At 72.9% G+C, this 18,550-nt stretch carries 19 protein-coding genes; 9 read left to right on the top strand and 10 right to left on the bottom strand.

Annotation, left to right across the window (positions count from 1 at the left end; all coding sequences use genetic code 11):
* Positions 1–32: 32 nt before the first annotated feature.
* Complete coding sequence (locus tag ACZ5ID_RS01150; protein ID WP_468892267.1) at positions 33–449, bottom strand: ATP-binding protein; 417 nt, start codon at positions 447–449, stop codon at positions 33–35.
* Between the two features lie 169 nt (positions 450–618).
* Here ACZ5ID_RS01150 and ACZ5ID_RS01145 point away from each other — a divergent pair, with 169 nt between their 5' ends.
* A complete protein-coding gene (locus tag ACZ5ID_RS01145; RefSeq protein WP_468892265.1) occupies positions 619–1,608 on the top strand; it encodes a SigB/SigF/SigG family RNA polymerase sigma factor in 990 nt (329 codons plus the stop codon).
* A 42-nt stretch (positions 1,609–1,650) separates the two neighbouring features.
* Here ACZ5ID_RS01145 and ACZ5ID_RS01140 read toward each other — a convergent pair whose 3' ends face one another.
* On the bottom strand, positions 1,651–2,127 hold the full coding sequence (locus ACZ5ID_RS01140) for an ATP-binding protein (protein WP_468892264.1): 477 nt from the start codon (positions 2,125–2,127) through the stop codon (positions 1,651–1,653).
* A gap of 11 nt (positions 2,128–2,138) precedes the next feature.
* On the bottom strand, positions 2,139–2,537 hold the full coding sequence (locus ACZ5ID_RS01135; RefSeq protein ID WP_468892262.1) for an STAS domain-containing protein: 399 nt from the start codon (positions 2,535–2,537) through the stop codon (positions 2,139–2,141).
* 255 nt (positions 2,538–2,792) lie between these two features.
* On the opposite strand from ACZ5ID_RS01135, the gene ACZ5ID_RS01130 reads away from it, so the two are divergent.
* Both ACZ5ID_RS01130 and ACZ5ID_RS01125 read left to right on the top strand, forming a co-directional pair.
* The gene (locus tag ACZ5ID_RS01130; RefSeq protein ID WP_468892260.1) at positions 2,793–3,074 is read left to right on the top strand and encodes a hypothetical protein; all 282 of its coding nucleotides are present in this window, start codon (positions 2,793–2,795) and stop codon (positions 3,072–3,074) included.
* 253 nt (positions 3,075–3,327) lie between these two features.
* Positions 3,328–5,409, top strand: a complete 2,082-nt coding sequence (locus ACZ5ID_RS01125; RefSeq protein WP_468892258.1) for a SpoIIE family protein phosphatase — start codon at positions 3,328–3,330, stop codon at positions 5,407–5,409.
* Between the two features lie 19 nt (positions 5,410–5,428).
* Here the strand turns inward: ACZ5ID_RS01125 and ACZ5ID_RS01120 are convergent, their stop codons facing one another.
* Both ACZ5ID_RS01120 and ACZ5ID_RS01115 read right to left on the bottom strand, forming a co-directional pair.
* Positions 5,429–7,117, bottom strand: a complete 1,689-nt coding sequence (locus ACZ5ID_RS01120) for a sigma-70 family RNA polymerase sigma factor (protein WP_468892256.1) — start codon at positions 7,115–7,117, stop codon at positions 5,429–5,431.
* Between the two features lie 188 nt (positions 7,118–7,305).
* On the bottom strand, positions 7,306–8,079 hold the full coding sequence (locus ACZ5ID_RS01115; RefSeq protein ID WP_468892254.1) for a hypothetical protein: 774 nt from the start codon (positions 8,077–8,079) through the stop codon (positions 7,306–7,308).
* A gap of 379 nt (positions 8,080–8,458) precedes the next feature.
* Here ACZ5ID_RS01115 and ACZ5ID_RS01110 point away from each other — a divergent pair, with 379 nt between their 5' ends.
* Together ACZ5ID_RS01110 and ACZ5ID_RS01105 are read left to right on the top strand one after the other, a co-directional pair.
* A complete protein-coding gene (locus ACZ5ID_RS01110; RefSeq protein WP_468892252.1) occupies positions 8,459–9,451 on the top strand; it encodes an alpha/beta hydrolase in 993 nt (330 codons plus the stop codon).
* 228 nt (positions 9,452–9,679) lie between these two features.
* The gene (locus ACZ5ID_RS01105) at positions 9,680–10,057 is read left to right on the top strand and encodes an ATP-binding protein (protein WP_468892250.1); all 378 of its coding nucleotides are present in this window, start codon (positions 9,680–9,682) and stop codon (positions 10,055–10,057) included.
* A 188-nt stretch (positions 10,058–10,245) separates the two neighbouring features.
* Here ACZ5ID_RS01105 and ACZ5ID_RS01100 read toward each other — a convergent pair whose 3' ends face one another.
* The gene (locus ACZ5ID_RS01100) at positions 10,246–11,109 is read right to left on the bottom strand and encodes a SigB/SigF/SigG family RNA polymerase sigma factor (protein WP_468892248.1); all 864 of its coding nucleotides are present in this window, start codon (positions 11,107–11,109) and stop codon (positions 10,246–10,248) included.
* A gap of 147 nt (positions 11,110–11,256) precedes the next feature.
* Here ACZ5ID_RS01100 and ACZ5ID_RS01095 point away from each other — a divergent pair, with 147 nt between their 5' ends.
* Positions 11,257–12,576, top strand: a complete 1,320-nt coding sequence (locus ACZ5ID_RS01095) for a tetratricopeptide repeat protein (protein ID WP_468892246.1) — start codon at positions 11,257–11,259, stop codon at positions 12,574–12,576.
* 84 nt (positions 12,577–12,660) lie between these two features.
* Here ACZ5ID_RS01095 and ACZ5ID_RS01090 read toward each other — a convergent pair whose 3' ends face one another.
* Entirely contained in the window at positions 12,661–13,503 is an 843-nt protein-coding gene (locus ACZ5ID_RS01090) for a DUF1206 domain-containing protein (protein ID WP_468892244.1), read from the bottom strand.
* 153 nt (positions 13,504–13,656) lie between these two features.
* Between ACZ5ID_RS01090 and ACZ5ID_RS01085 the strand changes: the two genes are divergently transcribed.
* The 3 genes from ACZ5ID_RS01085 (at position 13,657) to ACZ5ID_RS01075 (ending at position 16,036) form a co-directional block, all read left to right on the top strand.
* Entirely contained in the window at positions 13,657–13,863 is a 207-nt protein-coding gene (locus tag ACZ5ID_RS01085) for a DUF1918 domain-containing protein (RefSeq protein WP_468892242.1), read from the top strand.
* 288 nt (positions 13,864–14,151) lie between these two features.
* Positions 14,152–15,489: an MFS transporter gene (locus ACZ5ID_RS01080; protein WP_468892240.1), complete on the top strand. Its 1,338-nt coding sequence runs from the start codon at positions 14,152–14,154 to the stop codon at positions 15,487–15,489.
* The gene (locus ACZ5ID_RS01075; protein ID WP_468892238.1) at positions 15,482–16,036 is read left to right on the top strand and encodes a GNAT family N-acetyltransferase; all 555 of its coding nucleotides are present in this window, start codon (positions 15,482–15,484) and stop codon (positions 16,034–16,036) included. Before ACZ5ID_RS01080 ends, ACZ5ID_RS01075 begins: the two co-directional genes overlap by 8 nt.
* 15 nt (positions 16,037–16,051) lie before the next feature.
* Here ACZ5ID_RS01075 and ACZ5ID_RS01070 read toward each other — a convergent pair whose 3' ends face one another.
* From ACZ5ID_RS01070 to ACZ5ID_RS01060, 3 genes are all read right to left on the bottom strand, one after another.
* Positions 16,052–16,831 (bottom strand): VOC family protein, encoded by a 780-nt coding sequence (locus ACZ5ID_RS01070; RefSeq protein WP_468892236.1) that lies wholly within the window; start codon positions 16,829–16,831, stop codon positions 16,052–16,054.
* Between the two features lie 214 nt (positions 16,832–17,045).
* A complete protein-coding gene (locus ACZ5ID_RS01065) occupies positions 17,046–17,546 on the bottom strand; it encodes a VanZ family protein (protein ID WP_468893132.1) in 501 nt (166 codons plus the stop codon).
* Positions 17,547–17,669: 123 nt separating this feature from the next.
* Positions 17,670–18,548 (bottom strand): diacylglycerol/lipid kinase family protein, encoded by an 879-nt coding sequence (locus ACZ5ID_RS01060; protein ID WP_468892234.1) that lies wholly within the window; start codon positions 18,546–18,548, stop codon positions 17,670–17,672.
* Between the last annotated feature and the right edge of the window lie 2 nt (positions 18,549–18,550).

Raw genomic sequence — 18,550 nt, 5'->3', positions numbered from 1 at the left:
GGACGGCCTCGAAGGACCGTCGCGAGGGCGGCTCAGAGGGCCATACCGTGCGACCGGGACACCGGTACCTCGAACCACACCGTCTTCCCGCGCCCGCGAGGCACCCAGCCCCAGGCCGAGGAGAGCCTCTTCAGCAGATAGAGGCCGTGTCCCGAGGACCGGGCGGGGCGGTGTGCGGCCTGGGGCCGCGGTCGCTCGGGGCTGTTGTCGCTGACCCGCACCCGCACCTTGTCGTCCGAGTGGTCGATCCGGAGCTCATAGGGTCCGTCACCGTGCGTACACGCGTTGGTGACCACCTCGGAGACCAGCAGCAGTACGTCGTCCACGGCGGCCCCCTCCCGCGCGCCACGGGGACCGAGCCACTGCTCCAGGACCTGGCGGGTGAGGTCGCGGCACTGGCCCACTACGCCGGGTCCCTTCTCCAGGCTGAACCGGCGGCTTTCCGTCATGCGTTCCTTGGCTTGGCCACGATGCATACCGGCCGGGTGCCCCGGTCTGGGGCGAATCAATCGCCATCGGCATCAAAGTGCAGCAAAACGGGCATCATCCGGTCAGGACGCTCGGCCGACGGACCTCCGCCGCCCGGCGGCGCGGGCCCCGCCCCGTCGAAGGAGCACCATGCGCACCGCCCGTGAACCCACCCTCCGCACGCAGCCGCCGGCGGCGGCACCCGCGTCGGCGGTACGGCGACGTGCGCTGGACGGCATACCCGAGACCGTCCGGCCGCAGGAGCTGAGCACCGACGCCGCGCAGTCCCTCTCCGAGACCCTGTTCCGCCGCCTCGCCGAGCTCGACGAGGGCACACCGGAGCACGCGTACGTACGGAACACCCTGGTCGAACTCAACCTCAGCCTGGTCAGGTTCGCGGCGCGGCGGTTCCGCAACCGGGCCGAGCCGATGGAGGACATCGTCCAGGTCGGCACCGTCGGCCTGATCAAGGCGATCAACCGCTTCGACGTGGAGCGGGGGGTCGAGTTCTCCTCGTTCGCGCTGCCCACCATCACCGGCGAGATGAAGAGGTTCTTCCGGGACACCACCTGGGCCGTCCAGGTGCCCCGCCGCCTCCAGGAGCTGCGTCTGCGGCGGGCCGGGGCGGTGGAGTCGCTCGGCCAGGAGCTGGGGCGGCCACCGACGACGGCGGAGCTCGCGGCGCGTCTCGGGGTGCCGGAAGCCGAGGTCGTCGAGGGCGAGCGGGCGGCCAACGGCTATATGACGCGGTCGCTGGACTTCCCCGACGACGACAGCGCCGGCACCGGTCCGCTGTGCAGGCTGGGCGAGGAGGAGGGCGCCTTCGAGGTCATCGACGCGCTGGAGTCCCTCAAGCCGCTCATCGCGGGCCTCACGGACCGCGAGCGCACCCTGCTGTCCCTCCGGTTCGGCGAAGAGCTGACGCAGGCGGAGATAGGCGCCAGGGTGGGACTCTCCCAGATGCATGTCTCGCGGCTGCTGGCCCAGATCCTGGACCGGCTGCGGACGGGCCTGCTGGAGGACGCGCCCGACGCGGACGCCCCCGGGCAGCCCGGCGAAAGCGTGGCCCTGAGGGCTGCCCTCGCCGACCGTCCGGCCTGCTCACGCCCCGGTGGCACCCGGAAGCCCGGCAACCCCTGAAGAGCCCGGCACCGGCGGAAGTCCGGCCACCCCTCAGTCCCCTCAGTCGCTCTCCGGCGAGCAGCGGGCCCTCGGCGGGTGCCCGCGCTCAGCCCACGACGGCAGCGCGACCTCCAGCCAGACCACCTTCCCCGCCCCCAGCGGTGTCGAGCCCCACTCCTCGGCCAGCCGGTCCAGCACCATCAGACCGTGGCCGCCGGGCAGCGAGGGCGCCCGGGGGCGGCGTGCGGGGGCGTGCGGGCTGCCGTCGGCGACCTCGACCCGCAGCCGGCCCTCCTCATGGCGCAGTACCAGCTCCCGGGGGCCGCCCGCATGCAGGCAGGCGTTGGTGACCACCTCGGAGACCAGGAGGAGCACGTCGTCCGCGCGCTCACGGTCCACGTCGGGCTCCGCCGTGGTCCACCCCCAGTCGGCCAGGGCCCGCGCGGTGAAGTCGCGGCAGCGCGTCACCACGCCCTTCGTCCCGAAGAGCTCAAGGCGGCGGATCTGACTCCGTCCGGTCCGGCTCGTGTCTCCCATCAACTCCTCCGCTACCCGGGCGGCCGGCCCGCGAGCGCCTCGTCAAGATCGGTGTGGACACGGAACACCGCGTCCGCACCGGTGATTTCGAACATCCGGGCCACCGGCGGCTGCAGCGCCGCCAGCTCGATGACGGGGCCGTCCGTCTGGGTGGCCGAGGCCCGCGCCCGCAGCAGCACATTGAGCCCGGTCGAGTCGCAGAACCGCAGCCCGGCGCAGTCGACCACGATCCGGGCCGGAGCCGCCGCGATCTGCTCGGCGAGCGCGGTACGCAGCGGCTCCACCGTGTCGTGGTCCAGCTCGCCGGTGAGCGAGAGCACCGCCGCCCCGGCGGTCCGCCTCGCCGCGACGGCGAACCGTCTGCCCCCGGCGGCGGACCCGTCGTACGCGTCGGTCGTGTCCGGTCTCATGGGTTCACCCGTCCTTCGCCACTGCTGGTGCTCCGGGCGCCCGTGGGGGCGCCCCGCAGGAAGAGTGCCCAATGATCGGCGCTCTAGTGCCCCGTCGGGGCTCGGACCCGGGGCGCCCGTCGCCCCCGGACCGTTCCGCTTCCGCGATCCGTACGGCAACCCGGGTGAGCACCGGCCCGCGCCCGGTTTGAGCCGCTCTCCCAGGGTGACCCGGAACGCAGCGGGAGAAACCCGTGGATCGAGAGAGAGGCACCGATGGGCATCAGCGACAGTGCGGCCAGGCTCGCGGCCGAGGCGGACATGAAGCAACGCGCCGAGGGCGTGACGAACCGTACGAGCACGGCGGCGTCCGGGGCGCAGCGGGCGGTCGGCCAGGCGGGCCGCACGGTCCGGGACCTCACCCCCGCGCCCGTACGCCGGGCGGCGGCGCTGGCCGCGCTGGCCGTGCGCGTACGGCCCCGGCAGCTCGTCCCGGCCGCGGTGGCCGTGACGGCCGTGATCTTCGTGCTGCGGCGCCGGAGCGACCGGGGGAAGTGACCGCGAGCGGCCCGGGACGCGCCCGGCACCGCTCCTCGCCCCGTTCGGCGTATCCGGCCCGTGGCCGCTTCCGGCCGCCCCGCGCCGGGCGCCCCGGCCGCATCCGGTCCGCCGGACCGCCCCGCACGGCCCCCGCCCGGTCGCACGCCCGGGCGTCGGGGCGCAGCATGGAAGGCGGAAAGTCGTGCCGATCGGCCCGGGCCCGGTCAGCGGGCGTGTCCCGCGCAGGGGCGGACGGGTGAGGAGGCCGGTGATGGCTGATGCGCAGTCCTTCCCGGCCCGTTCGGGGGCGGGCGACCCGTCGCTGGTGGCGGGCGGCCTGCTGGACGTGCTGGGGGTGGCCGCGGTCGTCCTGGACGACGAGGGGCGTATCCGGCTGTGGAGCCCGCAGGCCAAGCGGGTGTACGGGTACACCGCCGAGGAGGCACTCGGGCAGTTCGCCGCGAAACTGCTGGTCTCCGAGGAACACCGCCATGTGGTGCTGGAGCTGTTCACCCAGGTGATGTCCGGCGAGGGCACCTGGGCGGGTGTGTTCCCCATACGGCACAAGGACGGCAGTACGCAGCTCGTGGAGTTCCGCAACGTACGCCTGGAAGCCGACAACGGCCGGATGTTCGCGCTGGGCCTCGCCTCCGAGCAGGCGACCCTGCGGCGGGTGGAACGCGATCTGGCGCTCTCCCTGCGCCTGGTGGACCAGTCGCCCATCGGCCTCGCGGTCCTCAACACCGAGCTGCGGTACGTCCTGGTGAACCCCGCCCTCGAACGCATCAACGGTGTCTCCGCCGAGGAGCACCTGGGGCGCCGGATCGTCGACGTCCTGCCGTTCCTGGACGGGGCCGCCGTCGAGGAGCGGATGCGGGAGGTGATGGCGTCGGGGCGGCCGGTACTGGACGAGTTCACCACCGGGCGCACCGCCGCCGACCCCGAGCGCGACCACGCCTGGCTGGTGTCGGTGTACCGGCTCGACGACCAGGCCGGGCATGTGCTGGGGGCCGCGGTGTCCGTGGTCGACGTGACCGAGCAGCACGAGACCGCCGTCTCCGCCGCCCAGGCCCGGCGCCGCCTCTCGCTGATCGCGGACGCCTCGGTACGGATCGGCACCACCCTCGACCTGGAGGTGACGGCCCGCGAGCTGGCCGACGTCGCCGTCCCGGAGGTCGCCGACATCGCGGCCGTGGACGTGCTCGACACCGTCCTGGCCGGCCCCCGGCCGGGGGAGGCGGACAACGGGGCCGTGCGGTTCCGCGCGCTGGCGCTCAACGCCGCCTACCCGACCGAGGCCACCGCCGCCGCCGACCCGGTCGGTGACGTCGCCCTGTACGGCCCCACCCGGCTGGTCACGCAGTGCGCCCGCACCGGCCGCCCCGTCCTCGTCCCGAAGGTGCGCCCCCAGGACCTGCCCCGCATCGCGCGCGACGCGGACGCCGTGCACCTGCTCGCCGCCGCCGGAGTCCACTCCTACCTGGCCGTGCCCCTCATCGCCCGCGGCCAGGTCCTGGGCGCCCTCGACCTCAAGCGGGCCCGCAACCCCGCCCCCTTCAGCAAGGACGACGTCCTGCTCGCCACCGAACTCGCCGCCCGCGCGGCCGTGTCCATCGACAACGCCCGCTGGTACCAGCGCCAGCGCGAGACGGCGCTCATGCTCCAACGCCATCTGCTGCCCCAGCGCCCCGCCGCCCCCAGTGGACTGGACATCGCCTACCGCTACCAGCCGGCCGCCGCCGACGACGAGACCGGTGGCGACTGGTTCGACGTCATCGCCCTCAGCGGCGACCGTACGGCGCTCGTCGTCGGCGATGTGATGGGAAGCGGCATCAACGCCGCCGCCACCATGGGCCAACTGCGCGCCACCGCCCGCGCCCTGGCCCGGCTCGACCTGGACCCGGCCACCGTACTGACCCATCTGGACGCCGCCACCGCCGATCTGGGGGACGCCACGGCGACCTGTGTGTACGCCCTCTACGACCCGCACACCCATCTGTGCCACATCGCCGTCGCCGGGCACCCGCCACCGGTGCACCTGCGGCCCGGCCGCCCGCCCCGGCTCCTCGACCTGCCCACCGGAGCACCGCTGGGTGTGGGCGGCGTCCCGTTCTCGACCACCGCCGTCAGCCTCGACCCGGGGGACGATCTCGTCCTGTACACCGACGGCCTGATCGAGACCCGCGACCAGGACATCGACACCCGGCTGGCCACCCTCACCGACCTGCTGACCGGCCCCAGCCGCCCGCTGGAGGACACCTGCGACTTCCTGCTCGCCGCCCTGCGCCGCCCGGACACCCACGACGACGTGGCCCTGCTCATCGCCCGGGCCCGCGCGCTCGGGGCCACCTGAGCGCGCGGGCGGCGGCGCCTCACATGCGCGTGCCGAAGTCCTGGGTCCACCACGGGCCCCCGGGGCCGCTGTGGATGCCCACGCCCAGCTCCTTGAAGGCGCAGTTGAGGATGTTCGCGCGGTGTCCTGGGCTGTTCATCCAGGAGTTCATGACGTCGGCCGGGGTCTGCTGCCCCCGGGCGATGTTCTCGCCGTAGGTGGACCACTGGTAGCCGGCGGCGTGGATACGTTCGCCCGGGCCCGCCCCGCTCGGGTCGGTGTGGTCGAAGAAGCTTTGGGCGGCCATGTTGTCGGAGTGGCGCTGTGCGGCCGTGGCGAGCTGGGAGTTCCCGGTCACGGGACCGCAGCCGTTCTTGGCGCGCTCGCCGTTGACCAGGGCGATCACCTGCTGGGCGTCCGAGCCCTGCCGGGCGAGGCCGTTGGGTACGGCGGGGGTGTGCGAGGCGGGGGGCCGTGCGGCGGCGGTGTGCGGTGCGGGGCTGTGCGCCGTCGGCTTCGGTGAGGTGGCCGAGCGGCTCGGCGAAGGTGACGAACTCGCCTTCGGGGAGGGGGAGTTGGCCGGTCGGGTGGGCGAGGGAGCGGTGGCGGTGGCTCCGTCGGGGGCCGCCGCCGTGACCGTGCTGTCGGCCGGGGCGTCCGCGACGGTGTGGCCGGGCGTCGACGGTTCGGTCGAGAGGTGGATGGCCACGGTCAGGCCGCCTATCGCGGTGGCGCCCGCGAGCACCGCGGCGGCACGGCGGCGCCGCCGTGCGCGGTCCCGGTCGCGGCGCAGCTCGCCGCGGGTGGCCGGTTCGGCCTGGGCGTCATGGCCGCGGGGTGCCTGGCGATGGCGGCCGGGCGTCCGCGGTCGCGGTGCCGTACCGGGGTCCGTGGAGGCCGCTCCGGTGCAGGCCATGGGTGCGGTTCCCGAAGCCCGGTGTGCGGCCAGGGCGGCGAACAGACCGGCCGCCGATGCCACCGGCACCAGGGCGAGCCCCGCGAGCAGCCCCTCCGGCGGTACGAGTCCGCTGCCGTAACCCGAGCACACCGGGCACGCACGCGTGTGCCGGGTGACGCGCTTGCGCCACAGGGCGGAGGGCACACCGTCCCACAGCGACAGGAGCCCGGTCAGCTCATGGCAGTGCGAGACATGTGCCAACGTCCGCACCACCTGGCGCGACGCGTCGAGCCGCTCCTTCATGCGCTGTACGCGTACGGCGGTGTGCTGGGGGGACAGTTCCAGGGACGCGGCCACCTCGGCGCGGGTCAGATACCCGGCCGTCTCCAGCCACCACAGCGAGAGCAGTCCCCGGTCCTCGGGCTCCAGCCAGCGGGTGGCCTCGGCGGCCTCCCTGCGCTGTCCGGAGAGCCCGAGCCGCAGGATCGTGAGATCGACGAAGTCGGCGCCCGGGTCGGGCAGGTCGCTCGTCTCCTGGATGTTGGTGCCGTCCGGCCGGGTGCGGGCACGCTGCCAGTACGCGCGCAGCTGGTTCATGGTGATGGCCACCACCCACGACCGGAAGCTGGCCGGGTCCCGCAGCCCCGTCAGGCCGTCGAGCATCCGCAGGACGCTCTCCTGGACCACGTCGTCGACATCGGCGTGGCCGTTCAGCGCTCGCCCGACGATGTTGTAGACCAGCGGCAGACAGGCCGCGACGAGCTCGTCCTGGGCCTGCTGGTCACCGGCTCGCGCGGCCGTGACCGTCGCCGTCCCGTACTCCATGTTCACGCCTCGTCCACTCTCCCCGGGCCCCTGCGGTCCGGGGGCTGCCGACTGCTTCTCCACGGTGGGAGACCGGCGGGGGAGTGGCGGATAACGAAAAACGTGAAGGTTTTTTCCGGATGCGGCCCGACGCGGCCACCGGGGTCAGCGAAAGGGTGTCATCGACCCGATCCAACCCCGGCGGACGAGCGGGGTCAGACCTGCACGGGGACGGCGTCGGCGGCGGGTGCCCCGGCCGCGCCCTTGTCGGGAGCGGTGTAGAAGACGGAGCCCTGCTTGCGCTCGCGCTCCAACTCACCCTTGGCGACGAGCGCTTCGAGGGTGTTGCGGACCACCTGGGGGCTGGTGCTGCGGTCCGGGTGGGCGGTGGTCAGCTCGGTGAGGATGTCGGCGACGGTACGCGGCTCCTGGTGACCGGCGAAGAGGCCGAGGACGACCTCGCGCAGGGTGGGGCCGGAGGTCTCCGCCTTGCCCCGGGAAGCGGTCTTCGCCGGAGCGGTGTTACCGCGCGGGGTGCGCGCGGGCTTGGCCGGGGACTTGACCTCGGACTTGACGGCGGCCCTGGCCTCGGTCTTGACCTCGCTCTTCTTCTTCGAGCGGGGCGTGGGCACCTTGACCTGTGCGGCGGACTTGGCCGACGTGCCGGAAGCGGTCTTCCCGGCGGCGGTCTTCCTGGCGGCCGTCTTCGCCGTGCCGGTCTTCGCGGTGTCGGGCTTCGGGTCGGCGGTCTTCGCGGGGGTGCGCTTGCCCGCGGCGGTCGCCCTGGCGGCCGTGGCGGAGCCACCGCTGAGGGTGTGGTGCATGGTCTGGAGCAGGCCGTGGTCGCGCTCCAGGGCTTCGAGCCGGCCCTTGAGGGCGTCGAGTTCGGCGCGGATGCGTGCCTGGTCCTGCTGGTTGGCCTCCAGGTCGGCGGTGACGCGCGCCGCGTACTGGTCCTTGAGAGTGGTGGTGTCCGGCTCGTCCGCCATGGGAGTTCGCTTTCCTCGTGCTGAATGATGCCGCCGGATGCCGGCCCTTTGCTGCGGGGCACAGCACAGGCGAGTACGCAAAAGATACACACCTCACCCAAACAACCGCAGCCCGTCCGAATCCCCTGCACACTAAAGAGTTGATGAGAGAAACCCCGTATCCCCTCCGCACGCCGTCTCGGTGGCCGCACATGACGGCCGCGGACATGGGTGAGTGGGATCACAGGGTGTCGCGGTGAACGTCGTGCGCTCTGCGTGCGTCTGTTCGCCCGGAGCGGGGATTCCGATCGGCGTGTGTGCGTTGGGTACGGCGCGGGTGACCCTTCCCCGCCCGGTGCCGTCCTGTGCGGCGCATCGCCCATCGATTCGGAGTTGGTGTATGAAGCGCCCGTCCGCGGCACCGGTTGCGGTGCTCGCCCTCTGCTCTGCCCTGCTGGTCGCCGGTTGTTCCGACGACAGTGAGCCGGTGAGCTTCGGAGGCCAGGCCGCGAGGCCGACGAGCCCCAGCCGGACGCCGGTGAACAGCAAGGTGCAGTTGCCGACCAACCCTCGTGAGTGGACGGTGCAGCGGGAACTCGCCGACGGCACCAAGGTGGTCCGTACGACACTGAAGGGCCGCAAGTCGGGTTTCGAGGGGAAGGTCTGGGCCTGGGCGCCGAAGCAGTACTTCGAGGAGAAGTACAGGAACAGCGCCTTTCCGGTGCTGATCGCGCTCCCCGGCAGCAACGGATATCCCAGCAACTACTGGTACGGGGCCGACCTCAAGCTCCAGGAAACCATCGCCGAGCAGGCGCGGCAGGGCCGCAGCCTGCCCTTCGTGGTGGTCATGCCGGTGCTGAACGCGGACAAGAAGAACTACTACGACGGCAGTGACATCCCGGGCCAGCCGAAGATGGGTACCTGGATGTCGGACGACGTGCCGGATCTGGTCCGGGAGAACTTCCGTACGTTCAAGGACCCCAGGGGCTGGGGTTTCTTCGGCTCCTCCTCCGGCGGCTACGTCGGTATGAAGATGATGCTGCAATACCCCCGCCGGTTCGGCGCGGCCATCGCCGGCGGTCCCGACACCCGCCCGGACTCCCCGCTGTGGAAGGGATACGAGAAGGAGGAGCAGGCCAACAATCCGGAGAAGCTCGCCCAGGATCTGATCGACAAGGGCGGCCCCACGGTGAACCTCTCGATCATGCTGGGGACCAAGGAGTCGGGCCAGCGCAAGGTGAAGGACTTTCTCGCCAAGTACGGCAAGGGGCCGGTCAAGACGAATCTGTATATGATCCCGAACGGTCACCACAGCGGACGGCAGTATGCGAAGTCCCTCGGCGACGGTCCTCTGGAGTGGATCAGCAAGCGGATGCTCGCACCGTCTTCGTAACGACCGCCGCGCGCCGCGCGGGTGTGACGGGCGTCACGAGCATGATCCTCGCCCTTCGGGGCACGCGGAACCCCAGGCCCCGTCGCGTCCCCCGTCGCGACGGGGCCGCCCCTGGCGCAAGCGAGGGGGGATTGACTTCTGGGAACCCTGGGCAGGTGCGCAGGGTGCGAGTGCGGGCGGTTGCGCATGCAGGACGGGGGCAGCGACGTGAATGAGGAAACGGCTCCGATGTGGAAGACCGGTCTGGTACCGGTCGACGCCGCGGAGGCGCGCAGGCGTGTGACGGATCTCCTGGGCGCCGCCATGGAGCGGATGTCGACGCGGGACACGGTGGTCGCGGACGCGCTGCTGGTGACCTCGGAGCTGGTGACCAACGCGCTGCGGCACGCCGGCGGCGTCACCGCCTTCGAGGCGATGGCGGACCGGGTGGGGCTGCGGCTGGTGGTCGAGGACGCGAGCGACGCGCTTCCCACCGCCAAGGAGCCCGGCGAGGACTTCACCCCCGGCGGTTACGGATGGCCGATGATCTGCCGCCTGGCGACCAGCGTCACCGTCAGCCTGCTGCCTTCCGGAGGCAAGCGGATCCAGGTCTTCCTTCCGCTGTGAGCGGCACTGTGCGCGTCTCCCGGCTGCCGCGCCGTCTGTTCCCCCGCTCCTGAGACGTCCTGCGTCTCCGCGTCCCACGTCCTGGGTCGGTGTTCCGCATGAGCCCACACCACTGCGAGCGAGCCGGCGCCAGGACGCTCGGATGCGTCTCGACGCCGGTTCGCTCGCAGCGTTGGGAAGGCGGTGGATCAGTCCTTCGTGACGACGCCCATGCCGGTGCGCAGCTTGGTGAGGATCCGGCGCAGGATGCGGGACACCTGCATCTGCGAGACGCCGAGCGTCTCACCGATCTCCGCCTGGGTGCGCTCCTCGACGAACCGAAGATGCACGACGAAGCGCTCGCGCTCGGTCAGGGTGTCCATCGCGGGGGCGAGGGCCTGGAAGTCCTCGACCAGTTCCATGGCCGGGTCCTCCCAGCCGATGATGTCGGCGAGGGCCGCCTCACCCTCCTCCTCGTTGCCGGACAGCGCGGCGTCGAGGGACGAGGAGTGGTAGCCGTTGGCAGCCAGCTGGGCTTCCAGGACCTCCTCCTCCGTGATGTCCATCAGGGCGGCGAGCTCCTTGACGGTGGGAGAGCGGTCGAGGCGGCTCTCCAGCTCGGCCCGCGCCTTGCCCAGCTCCGTCCGGCGCTCCTGAAGGCGGCGCGGGACGTGCACGGCCCAGGTCGTGTCGCGGAAGAAGCGCTTCATCTCCCCGACGACATAGGGCACGGCGAACGTGGCGAACTGCGTCTCGCGCGACAGCTCGAACCGGTCGATGGCCTTGATCAGTCCGATCATGCCCACCTGGACGACGTCCTCGATCTCGTCCGCGTACTGACGAAAGCGCCGGGCGGCGAAGCGCACGAGCGACATGTTCATCTCGATGAGCGTGTTGCGGGCGTACTGGTAGGCGGGCGTGCCCTCCTCCAGGACCGCGAGCTGCTCGAAGAAGAGGCGCGACAGTTCCCGTGCGTCCCGCGGCGCGAGCTTGTCGGGGCACTCCACCAGGGGCAGCTCGGGCGCCACCTGGCTCCGCGGACCCGCCATGGTGCTGACCTCGACCGTCGTCATGATCTCTCCCTCGATCGACCTGTACAAGCTTCCAACGCGTACCAACGCGAGGAGCGTGTACCCGCGAAGTCACATCCCACACGGGTCTGTTTCGATCCGGTGGAAATACCGTTGAGAACGGTGCCCCCCGCGTAGAGGATCATGGCCATGTTCTCACGCAAGCACCGCCGTCCGAAGTCCGCCGAACTCCGCGCGGCCTGGGAGCGCCTCGACGCGGAAGACCTGCCCGGTGCCGTACGGCTGCTGCGGAGCGCCGGGGAGGACATGCCCTCGGACGAGGTGGCGCTCGTGGTCCGGCGTGCCGCACGGGCGGCCGGCTTCGACGACCTCGACCGGGCCGCCGCGGCGGTGACGGCCCGCCCCGACGACGACCGCGCCCTGTACGACTTCGGCTACGCCTGCATCGAGCGCGGCCTGCCCTTCCTCGCCGTACCCGCGCTGCGCGCGGTGCTGGCCCGCCATCCCGGCGCGTCGCACGTGATGCGCGAGCTGGTGGCGGCGTACGAGCGCGAGAACCGGCACGCCGAGGCGGTCGAGCTGCTGGTGCGGCACGAGAGCGGCTTCGAGGAGTGGCCCGACCGCTATCTGCTGGTGTTCAACGCCCTGATGGCGGGCGACCTGGACCTGGCGAACCGGCAGCACGCCCTGCTGCCCGAGCCGCAGGACCCGGTCTGGCTGCCGGCTCGGGAGCGCCAGCGGCACATGCTGGAGCGCGCCGCGAGCGCCGGAGCCGTCGGCGCCCTCGACCGCGTCGACCTCCGGGGATGGCAGTACGTCCTCGGCGGTACGGTGCTGGGCACGCTCTCCCCGTACGGCTTCGGCGCCGGGATGAACGGCCGGTACGCCTGGGTGCAGGACTCCTACGACCAGTGCCTGCGGGGACTGCTGCGGCTGAAGGTGCTGCTCGACGCCGCCGGCCAGGGGCCGCGCTCGGTGTCGCTGCTGCCCGACCGCGGCAGCCGGGTCCTCGGCCTGGCCGCCGCCGATGTCCTCGGGCTGCCCGCCGAGCCGTTCGCGCCGAGCCGCGAGGACACCGTGGTCGTCGCGTACGACCTGAACGAGCTGGCGGCCGTGGAGGACGGCCCCGAGATCCTCGTGCAGCTCCATGAGCGGGTGCCCGGGCAGGTGCTCCACGAGCACGCGAGCAACTGGACCGACGCGCCGGCCGTCACCGCCGACAGCGTCGCCCTGCTGCACCAGTCCGTGGTCGCGCCCTGGGACGGTCGGCTCAGCGCGGGCGAGGACGGCGAGGCCGAGCGGACCGAGCCCGACACCCGCCCGGACGCGCTGCTCGCCGCCGAGATCGTGGGCGCCGACCCGGCCCCGGACGAGGGCGACGGACAGACGCCCGCGGACCCGGACGAGCGTTTCGCCGAGTTCGCCGCGGCCGTACGGGGTTCATGGCTCCGGGGCGAGCGCGCCCGGCTGCTGTCGACGGGGCCGGTGCCCAGCAACAAGTTCGCCTGAGCCGCCCCGGCGGCCCCTCGGCTCGCAACCCACGGGCTCAGGAACCCGCGGCCTCGGAAACTCGCGGTCTTCGGACCCCCGGGCTCAGAACTTGCGCCAGCGGGCCATCGCGAAGGAGAACAGCCCGAAGAGGGCGAGGCCCGCGGCCACCACCATCAGGAGCCAGGGGCCGACCGGGGTGTGGGCGAAGGAGCGCAGGGTGTCGTCCATGCCCTTGGCCCGGCCGGGGTCGAAGCCGACCGCGGCCCACAGGGCGAAGCCGCCGGCGGTGGTGAAGACGGCGCCCCGCGCGACCCCGCCGGCCACCCCCGTGCAGTCCACCATCCGGCGGGTGCGCGCCGACATCTCGTCGAGCCGCATCCGGTCGTGGTACTTGCGCAGTGCCGCGCGGGCGGCGATCCACCCCCCGACCACGATCGCGACGACCCCGGCCGCGCCCACCATCCACCGGCCGCCCGGCAGGTCGAGCAGCCGGGCCGTGACGTCCTGGGACGCCCGGTCGCTGGAGCCGCCCTCGCTCCGGCGGTCGCCGAGCGCGTACGTGGAGACGGTGTACGCGACGAAGCCGTAGAAGACGCAGCGCCCGGCGGAGAGCAGACGCTTGCGCGCCTTGCGCCCGTCGGCCCCGGCGGCGCCGAAGACCGCTTCGGACAGCCGCCACAGCGCCATACCGGCGAGCGCCACCGCCAGCGCCCACAGGACGAACGTGCCCATCGGCCGGTGGCCTATCTCCGCGAGCGCTCCCTCCCGGTCGGCCTGCCGACCGCGGTCACTGCCCGTGGCCACCCGGGCGGCCAGCAGCCCCACCAGCAGATAAATGACCCCGCGCGCCACGAACCCGGCTCGCGCGGCCCCCTCGACCACCGGGCCCCGAGCCGCCTGTCGCGCCCGCATCCGTCCGGACACCGTCACCGTTCCCACCTCCACGGCGCACCTCCCGGTCTGCGGTTGCCCCGGGCCGCCCCGGGCAACCCCGGCGGGGCCCGGGGCGGGCCGGAAGAGGCGGGCTCACCGGGCCGGACGGTCGTGAACGGTCATAAAATGCAGATACCGACCAGTCCGCTTCCGAGGGAGGCCTCGATGCGAGCGATCGAGGGTGACCAGCTGGTGCAGCACGGCAGGGTCGTGGGCCAGCACGACAGGACGGGCGAGATCGTCCAGGTCCTCGGTGAGGACGGCACGCCGCCCTACCGGGTCCGCTTCCCCGACGGCCATGAGTCGATCATGTCGCCGGGCCCCGACTGCGCGGTGCAGTCGGCGGACGAGTGGAGGGAGGGACACCGGTAGAAGGAGTTCCGGCAGCGGGTCTGCTCATACGCCGGGCCCCGCGCACGGGAACCCGACGGCAGCCGGCGATCGGCCCGGAGGGCCCGGACAACGTGGCCGTGGCCGCCGAGCGGCTCCGGCTGTCGACTCGCCCTCCGCACCCCGGTGCACGACCTGTGAGGTGACGCGCGGGGCACGGCGTGGGCACCGGTGCGCGCCCGACGACGGGAGCCCGCGCGAGGCCGAAGTCCTGAGGGGCCCACGGAAATTGAGGGGACTCGGTGCGGGCGCCCGTATTACCCTCCCCGGATGCCTGAACTCCCCGGTGACGAGTCCGTGTCGGCCCGTTCGCGTTCGCTGTGGCGCGAGCGGGACTTCGGTGTCTTCTGGGCCGCGCAGACCCTCTCCGTCGTCGGGGACTCCTTCGCCCTGGTCGCGCTCCCGCTGCTGGTGCTGCACGCGACGGGCTCGGTCGCGCAGATGGGTCTGCTGACAGGTGCGGCGGGTGTGGCCGCGGTCGGCACGGGCGTGTTCGCCGGGATCGTGGTCGACCGGCTGGACCGCAGGAAACTGCTCATCGCGTGCGACCTGGTGCGGCTGGTGCTGTACGCGCTGATCCCGCTGGCGTGGGCCTTCGGCCCGCAGATCTGGCTGCTGTACGTCGTCCTGCCGCTGGCCGAGGCCGTCGGAATGTTCTTCTCCGTCACCTACGTCACCGTCGTCCGGGCCCTCGTACCGGGCGACCGCATCACCGAGGCCAACGGGCGGCTGAACGCCACGGCCGCGGCGGCCGGGGTCGTCGGCCCGCTGCTCGCGGGGGTGGTGGCGGCCTGGCTGGGTCCGGCGGCGGCCGTCGCCGTGGACGCGGCGAGCTTCGGGGTGTCGGCCGCCTGCCTCGGCTTCGTACGGTTCACCGGGCGTCCCGGCTCCGAGGACGCGCGATCACAGGGGCAGCCGCGCGAGTCGTTGGGCAAGGAGTTGGCCGCCGGGGTGTCGTTCCTGCGGAGCCATCCGGTGCTGCGCAGCCTGACGATTCTGCTGTCGGTGTTCAGCTTCCTGACGCTCGGCCTCAACGACCTGATCATCTACCACCTCAAGCACGACCTCGGACAGGGCGACGGCGCCGTCGGCACCGTCTTCGCGGTCGGCGCGCTGGGCACGGTCCTGGGTGCGCTCTTCGTCGCCCCGATCCGCCACCGGCTGGGCTTCGGCGTGACCTGGACCGGCGGCGTCGCGGTCTGCGGACTCGCCCTGGCGGCGGTCGGCTCGGCGGGGAGCACGGCGGGGATCGCGGCCCTCACCGCCGTCTTCCTGGGCTGCGTGAGTGTCTCCGGGACCTGCTCGATGTCGCTGCGGCAGGAGGTGACCCCGGACCATCTGCTCGGCCGGGTCACCTCGGCCTTCTGGACCATCCACTATTCGGCGGCGCCCATCGGCGCGGCCGTCCTCACCTGGGCCGCACAGCGGTACGGCACGGGGCCGGTGTGCTTCCTCGCCGGGGTGTGCTGTCTGCTGGTCGCGGTACTGGCGCTGTTCACCCCGGTCCGCACGCGCCGTCCCGAACAGGCGCGGCCGGTCGTGGGCGGCCCTGTCCCGAGCGCCCCCGGCCAGGCCCAGACCCATAGTGGATCATGTCGGGATGACTGATGACGCACAGTTCCCGACGTCCGCCCCGCTCTTCTCGCCGGCCACGGTGGAGCGGCTGACCGGATACACCCCGGCCGACCAGAGCGAGATCCTGGGCGGCGGCGCCGACCCGTTCGGGGTCGCGCACACCGGTCTGACCTGGCTGCCCAAGGAGGACCACTTCGGTGTACGCCACGGGGGCCGGCTGGTGGCGCACGCGGGACTGCTGCCGCTGCGGATGTTGCTCGGCGGCGTCGGCGCACCGGTGATGGGCCTCGGCGGGGTGGCGGTCGCCCCCGATCTGCGCGGCCACGGTCTGGCGCGGCTGGTCGTCGGCGCGGCGCTCGACCACGCGCGCACCAGGGGACCGCGGCACGCGCTGCTGTTCTGCCGGCCGCCGCTCGTCGCCCTCTACCGCCGCCTGGGCTGGCGGACCCTCGACCGGGACGTCGAGGTGGAGCAGCCGGCGGGACCCGTCGTCATGCCCTTGGTGACCATGTGGATACCGCTGCACGACGACGAGCCCTGGCCGGACGGCCCCGCGCGGCTGCTCTCGTACCCGATGTGAGGCCCGGGGGCGCGCTCAGGCCATCTGCGGCGCGGGCTTGAGGACGGCGAAGGGCGCGCCGTGCGGGTCGGACAGCCAGGCGATGCGCCCGACGCCCGGTACGTCCGCCGGGGGCATGAGCACCGAGCCGCCCCGCTCGCGCGCCCGGCCGGTGGTGGCATCGGCGTCGGCCACCGCGAAGTACGGGATCCACCGCGGCTCCATGCCCTCCCGGGCCGTGGCGAGTCCACCGAACGTGGCGTCCTGCTGGTCGCCCTCGGCGGTGGAGAGCACGGTGTAGGTCATGCCCGGCGCCTCCATCTCCTGGGAGCGCCAGCCGAAGAGCGAGCGGTAGAAGGACAGCGCGGCCGGTACGTCCTTGGCGTGCAGCTCGGCCCAGCACAGCGAGTCCTCCTGGGACGTCTGCTCAAGGCCCTTGGTGGAGGCGGGCTGCCAGACGGAGAACTCGGCGCCGCCCGGGTCGGTGAGGCACGCCATCCGGCCCGCGTCCATGACGTCGAAGGGCGCCACCCGGACGGTCCCGCCGGCCTGCTCGACCGCCTTCGCGGTGGCGTCCGCGTCCGGGGTCTGGAAGTACACCGTCCAGGCCGGGCTCGCGCCCTCGTCGTTCAGCGCGCCCAGGGCGGCGACCGTCCGGCCGCCCTTCTGGAAGAAGCCGTACCCGCCGGCCTCGGGGCCCGCGGACTGGAAGTCCCAGCCGAAGACTCCGCTGTAGAACTCCGCGGAGGAGGCCGTGTCGGGGCTGCCCAGATCGAGCCAGTTGGGTGCGCCGGTGACGAAATCGGTGGTGAGCATGGGTGAGTGCCTGCCTCTCGCGGATCCGGCCGTACGGGCGGGAAGTCCGCGGCCGGGCCGGTGTGCTCCCGGGGGCGAACCAGCCCATACCGGATCGTAGTGACAGAGCCGCGCGCCGGGAACGCGGAAGGGCGGAACGGGTGACGGCCCGGAGGGCCGCCCTCGTCCGCCCGCGCTCGGCGCAGGGGCCGCGCACCACCTCTACCGCGGGCTGTCAGCGGCGCGGCACCGCGGGCCGCCGCTCACCGAAGCGCCACGGACGGCGGGTCCGGACCGCCTTGCGCTCCTCGCGCGGCGGCTCCCCGAGGTGGTGGAAGCCGCGCCCCACCCGGCGGCCCAGCAGCAGATAGCCGAGCAGCGCCCCGGTGGTGTTGAGCAGCACGTCGTCCACGTCGAAGGCACGCCCCTCGACGAGCGCGCCCTGCACCAGCTCGACGAAGACCATCACGGCGACCGTGTACAGCAGGACGCGTACCGCCCGCAGCCGCCGCCGCACCAGCACCGGCAGGATCAGCCCGAAGGGCACGCCCAGCAGCAGGTTGCCGCCGATCTGCCGGCAGGCGGCGAGGAAGGTGTAGTCGTCGGCGTACTCGCGCAGCGAGTGGCCGGGCCGCAGGTTCGACCCCGCGATGTTCCGTGAGGCGGGCGAGGGGGTGAGGGTCAGCTCGGCGAGCACGACGGAGAACGCCACCAGCGCTGCGACCGCCACCAGCATGATCAGAACGCGAACTGCCGTGACACGCCGGTTCGTTCGCGTCTGTTCCCGCTCGGCTTGAGTGGTCATGCCGAGCGGATTCCCCGTAACGCGGACGGTACGCCCCGGCGTGCGGGGCGCGCCTCACGCGAGCAGGGTGAGGGCTCCCGGCAGGACGCGCGCGGTGACCGGCAGGACGGCCTCGACCTCGCCGTCCGCCCCGTACGGCAGCGGTCGGTCCGCCTCGATGCGCACCTCGCGCCCGCGCAGGACCTCCACCTGGGGGCGGCGGACATGGCTGCCGTCCTCCAGCTCCCTCATGACGGTGAAGAACAGTCTGCGGGGCGAGTCGTGGAGGATGACCACGTCCAGCAGTCCGTCGTCCACGGCCGCGCCGGGCGCGATGTGCCGGCCGAAGCCGTAGAACCCGGAGTTGGCGGCGATGACGCTGTAGCCGCTGCGCTCGTGGACCGTGCCGTCGACCGTGACGCGGTAGTGGGCGGTGCGCCAGCCGGCCACCGCGCGCAGTCCGCCCATGTAGTACGAGGCGGCGCCGCGCAGCCGCGAGGCGTTGGCGTACCGGTTGGCCACCGCGTCCACCCCGGCGTAGACGCTGCCGAGGACGGCGACCTTGTCGTGCACGGCCGACTCGACCTCGATGGCGTCGACCTTCCTCGGCTCGCCGCGCAGCAGGATCCCGGCCAGCGCGCCGGGCTCGGAGGGCAGTGCGAGGGCGCGGGCGAAGTCGTTGCCGCGCCCGGCCGGCACGATGCCCACCAGGGCGTCCGTTCCGGCCAGAGCCCCCGCCACGCAGCCCGCCATACCGTCGCCGCCCACCCCGAGCACCACCCGGCCCCGCTCCGCCGCCCGGCGGGCGAGCGTGCGCGCGTGATCGAGGCCGCGGCTGTACTCGACCTCCAGCTCCGCGCCTCCCTCACGCAGCAGCCGGGCCAGCGGGATCAGGGCGGCGGCGCCCTGTGACCCGCCCGCGGTGGGGTTGACGACGGCCGTGAACTGTCGCATGG

Source organism: Streptomyces sp. NPDC031670, assembly GCF_055580545.1.
Note: the sequence above shows the minus strand (reverse complement) of the source record. Positions and strands in the feature narration are given on the sequence as shown.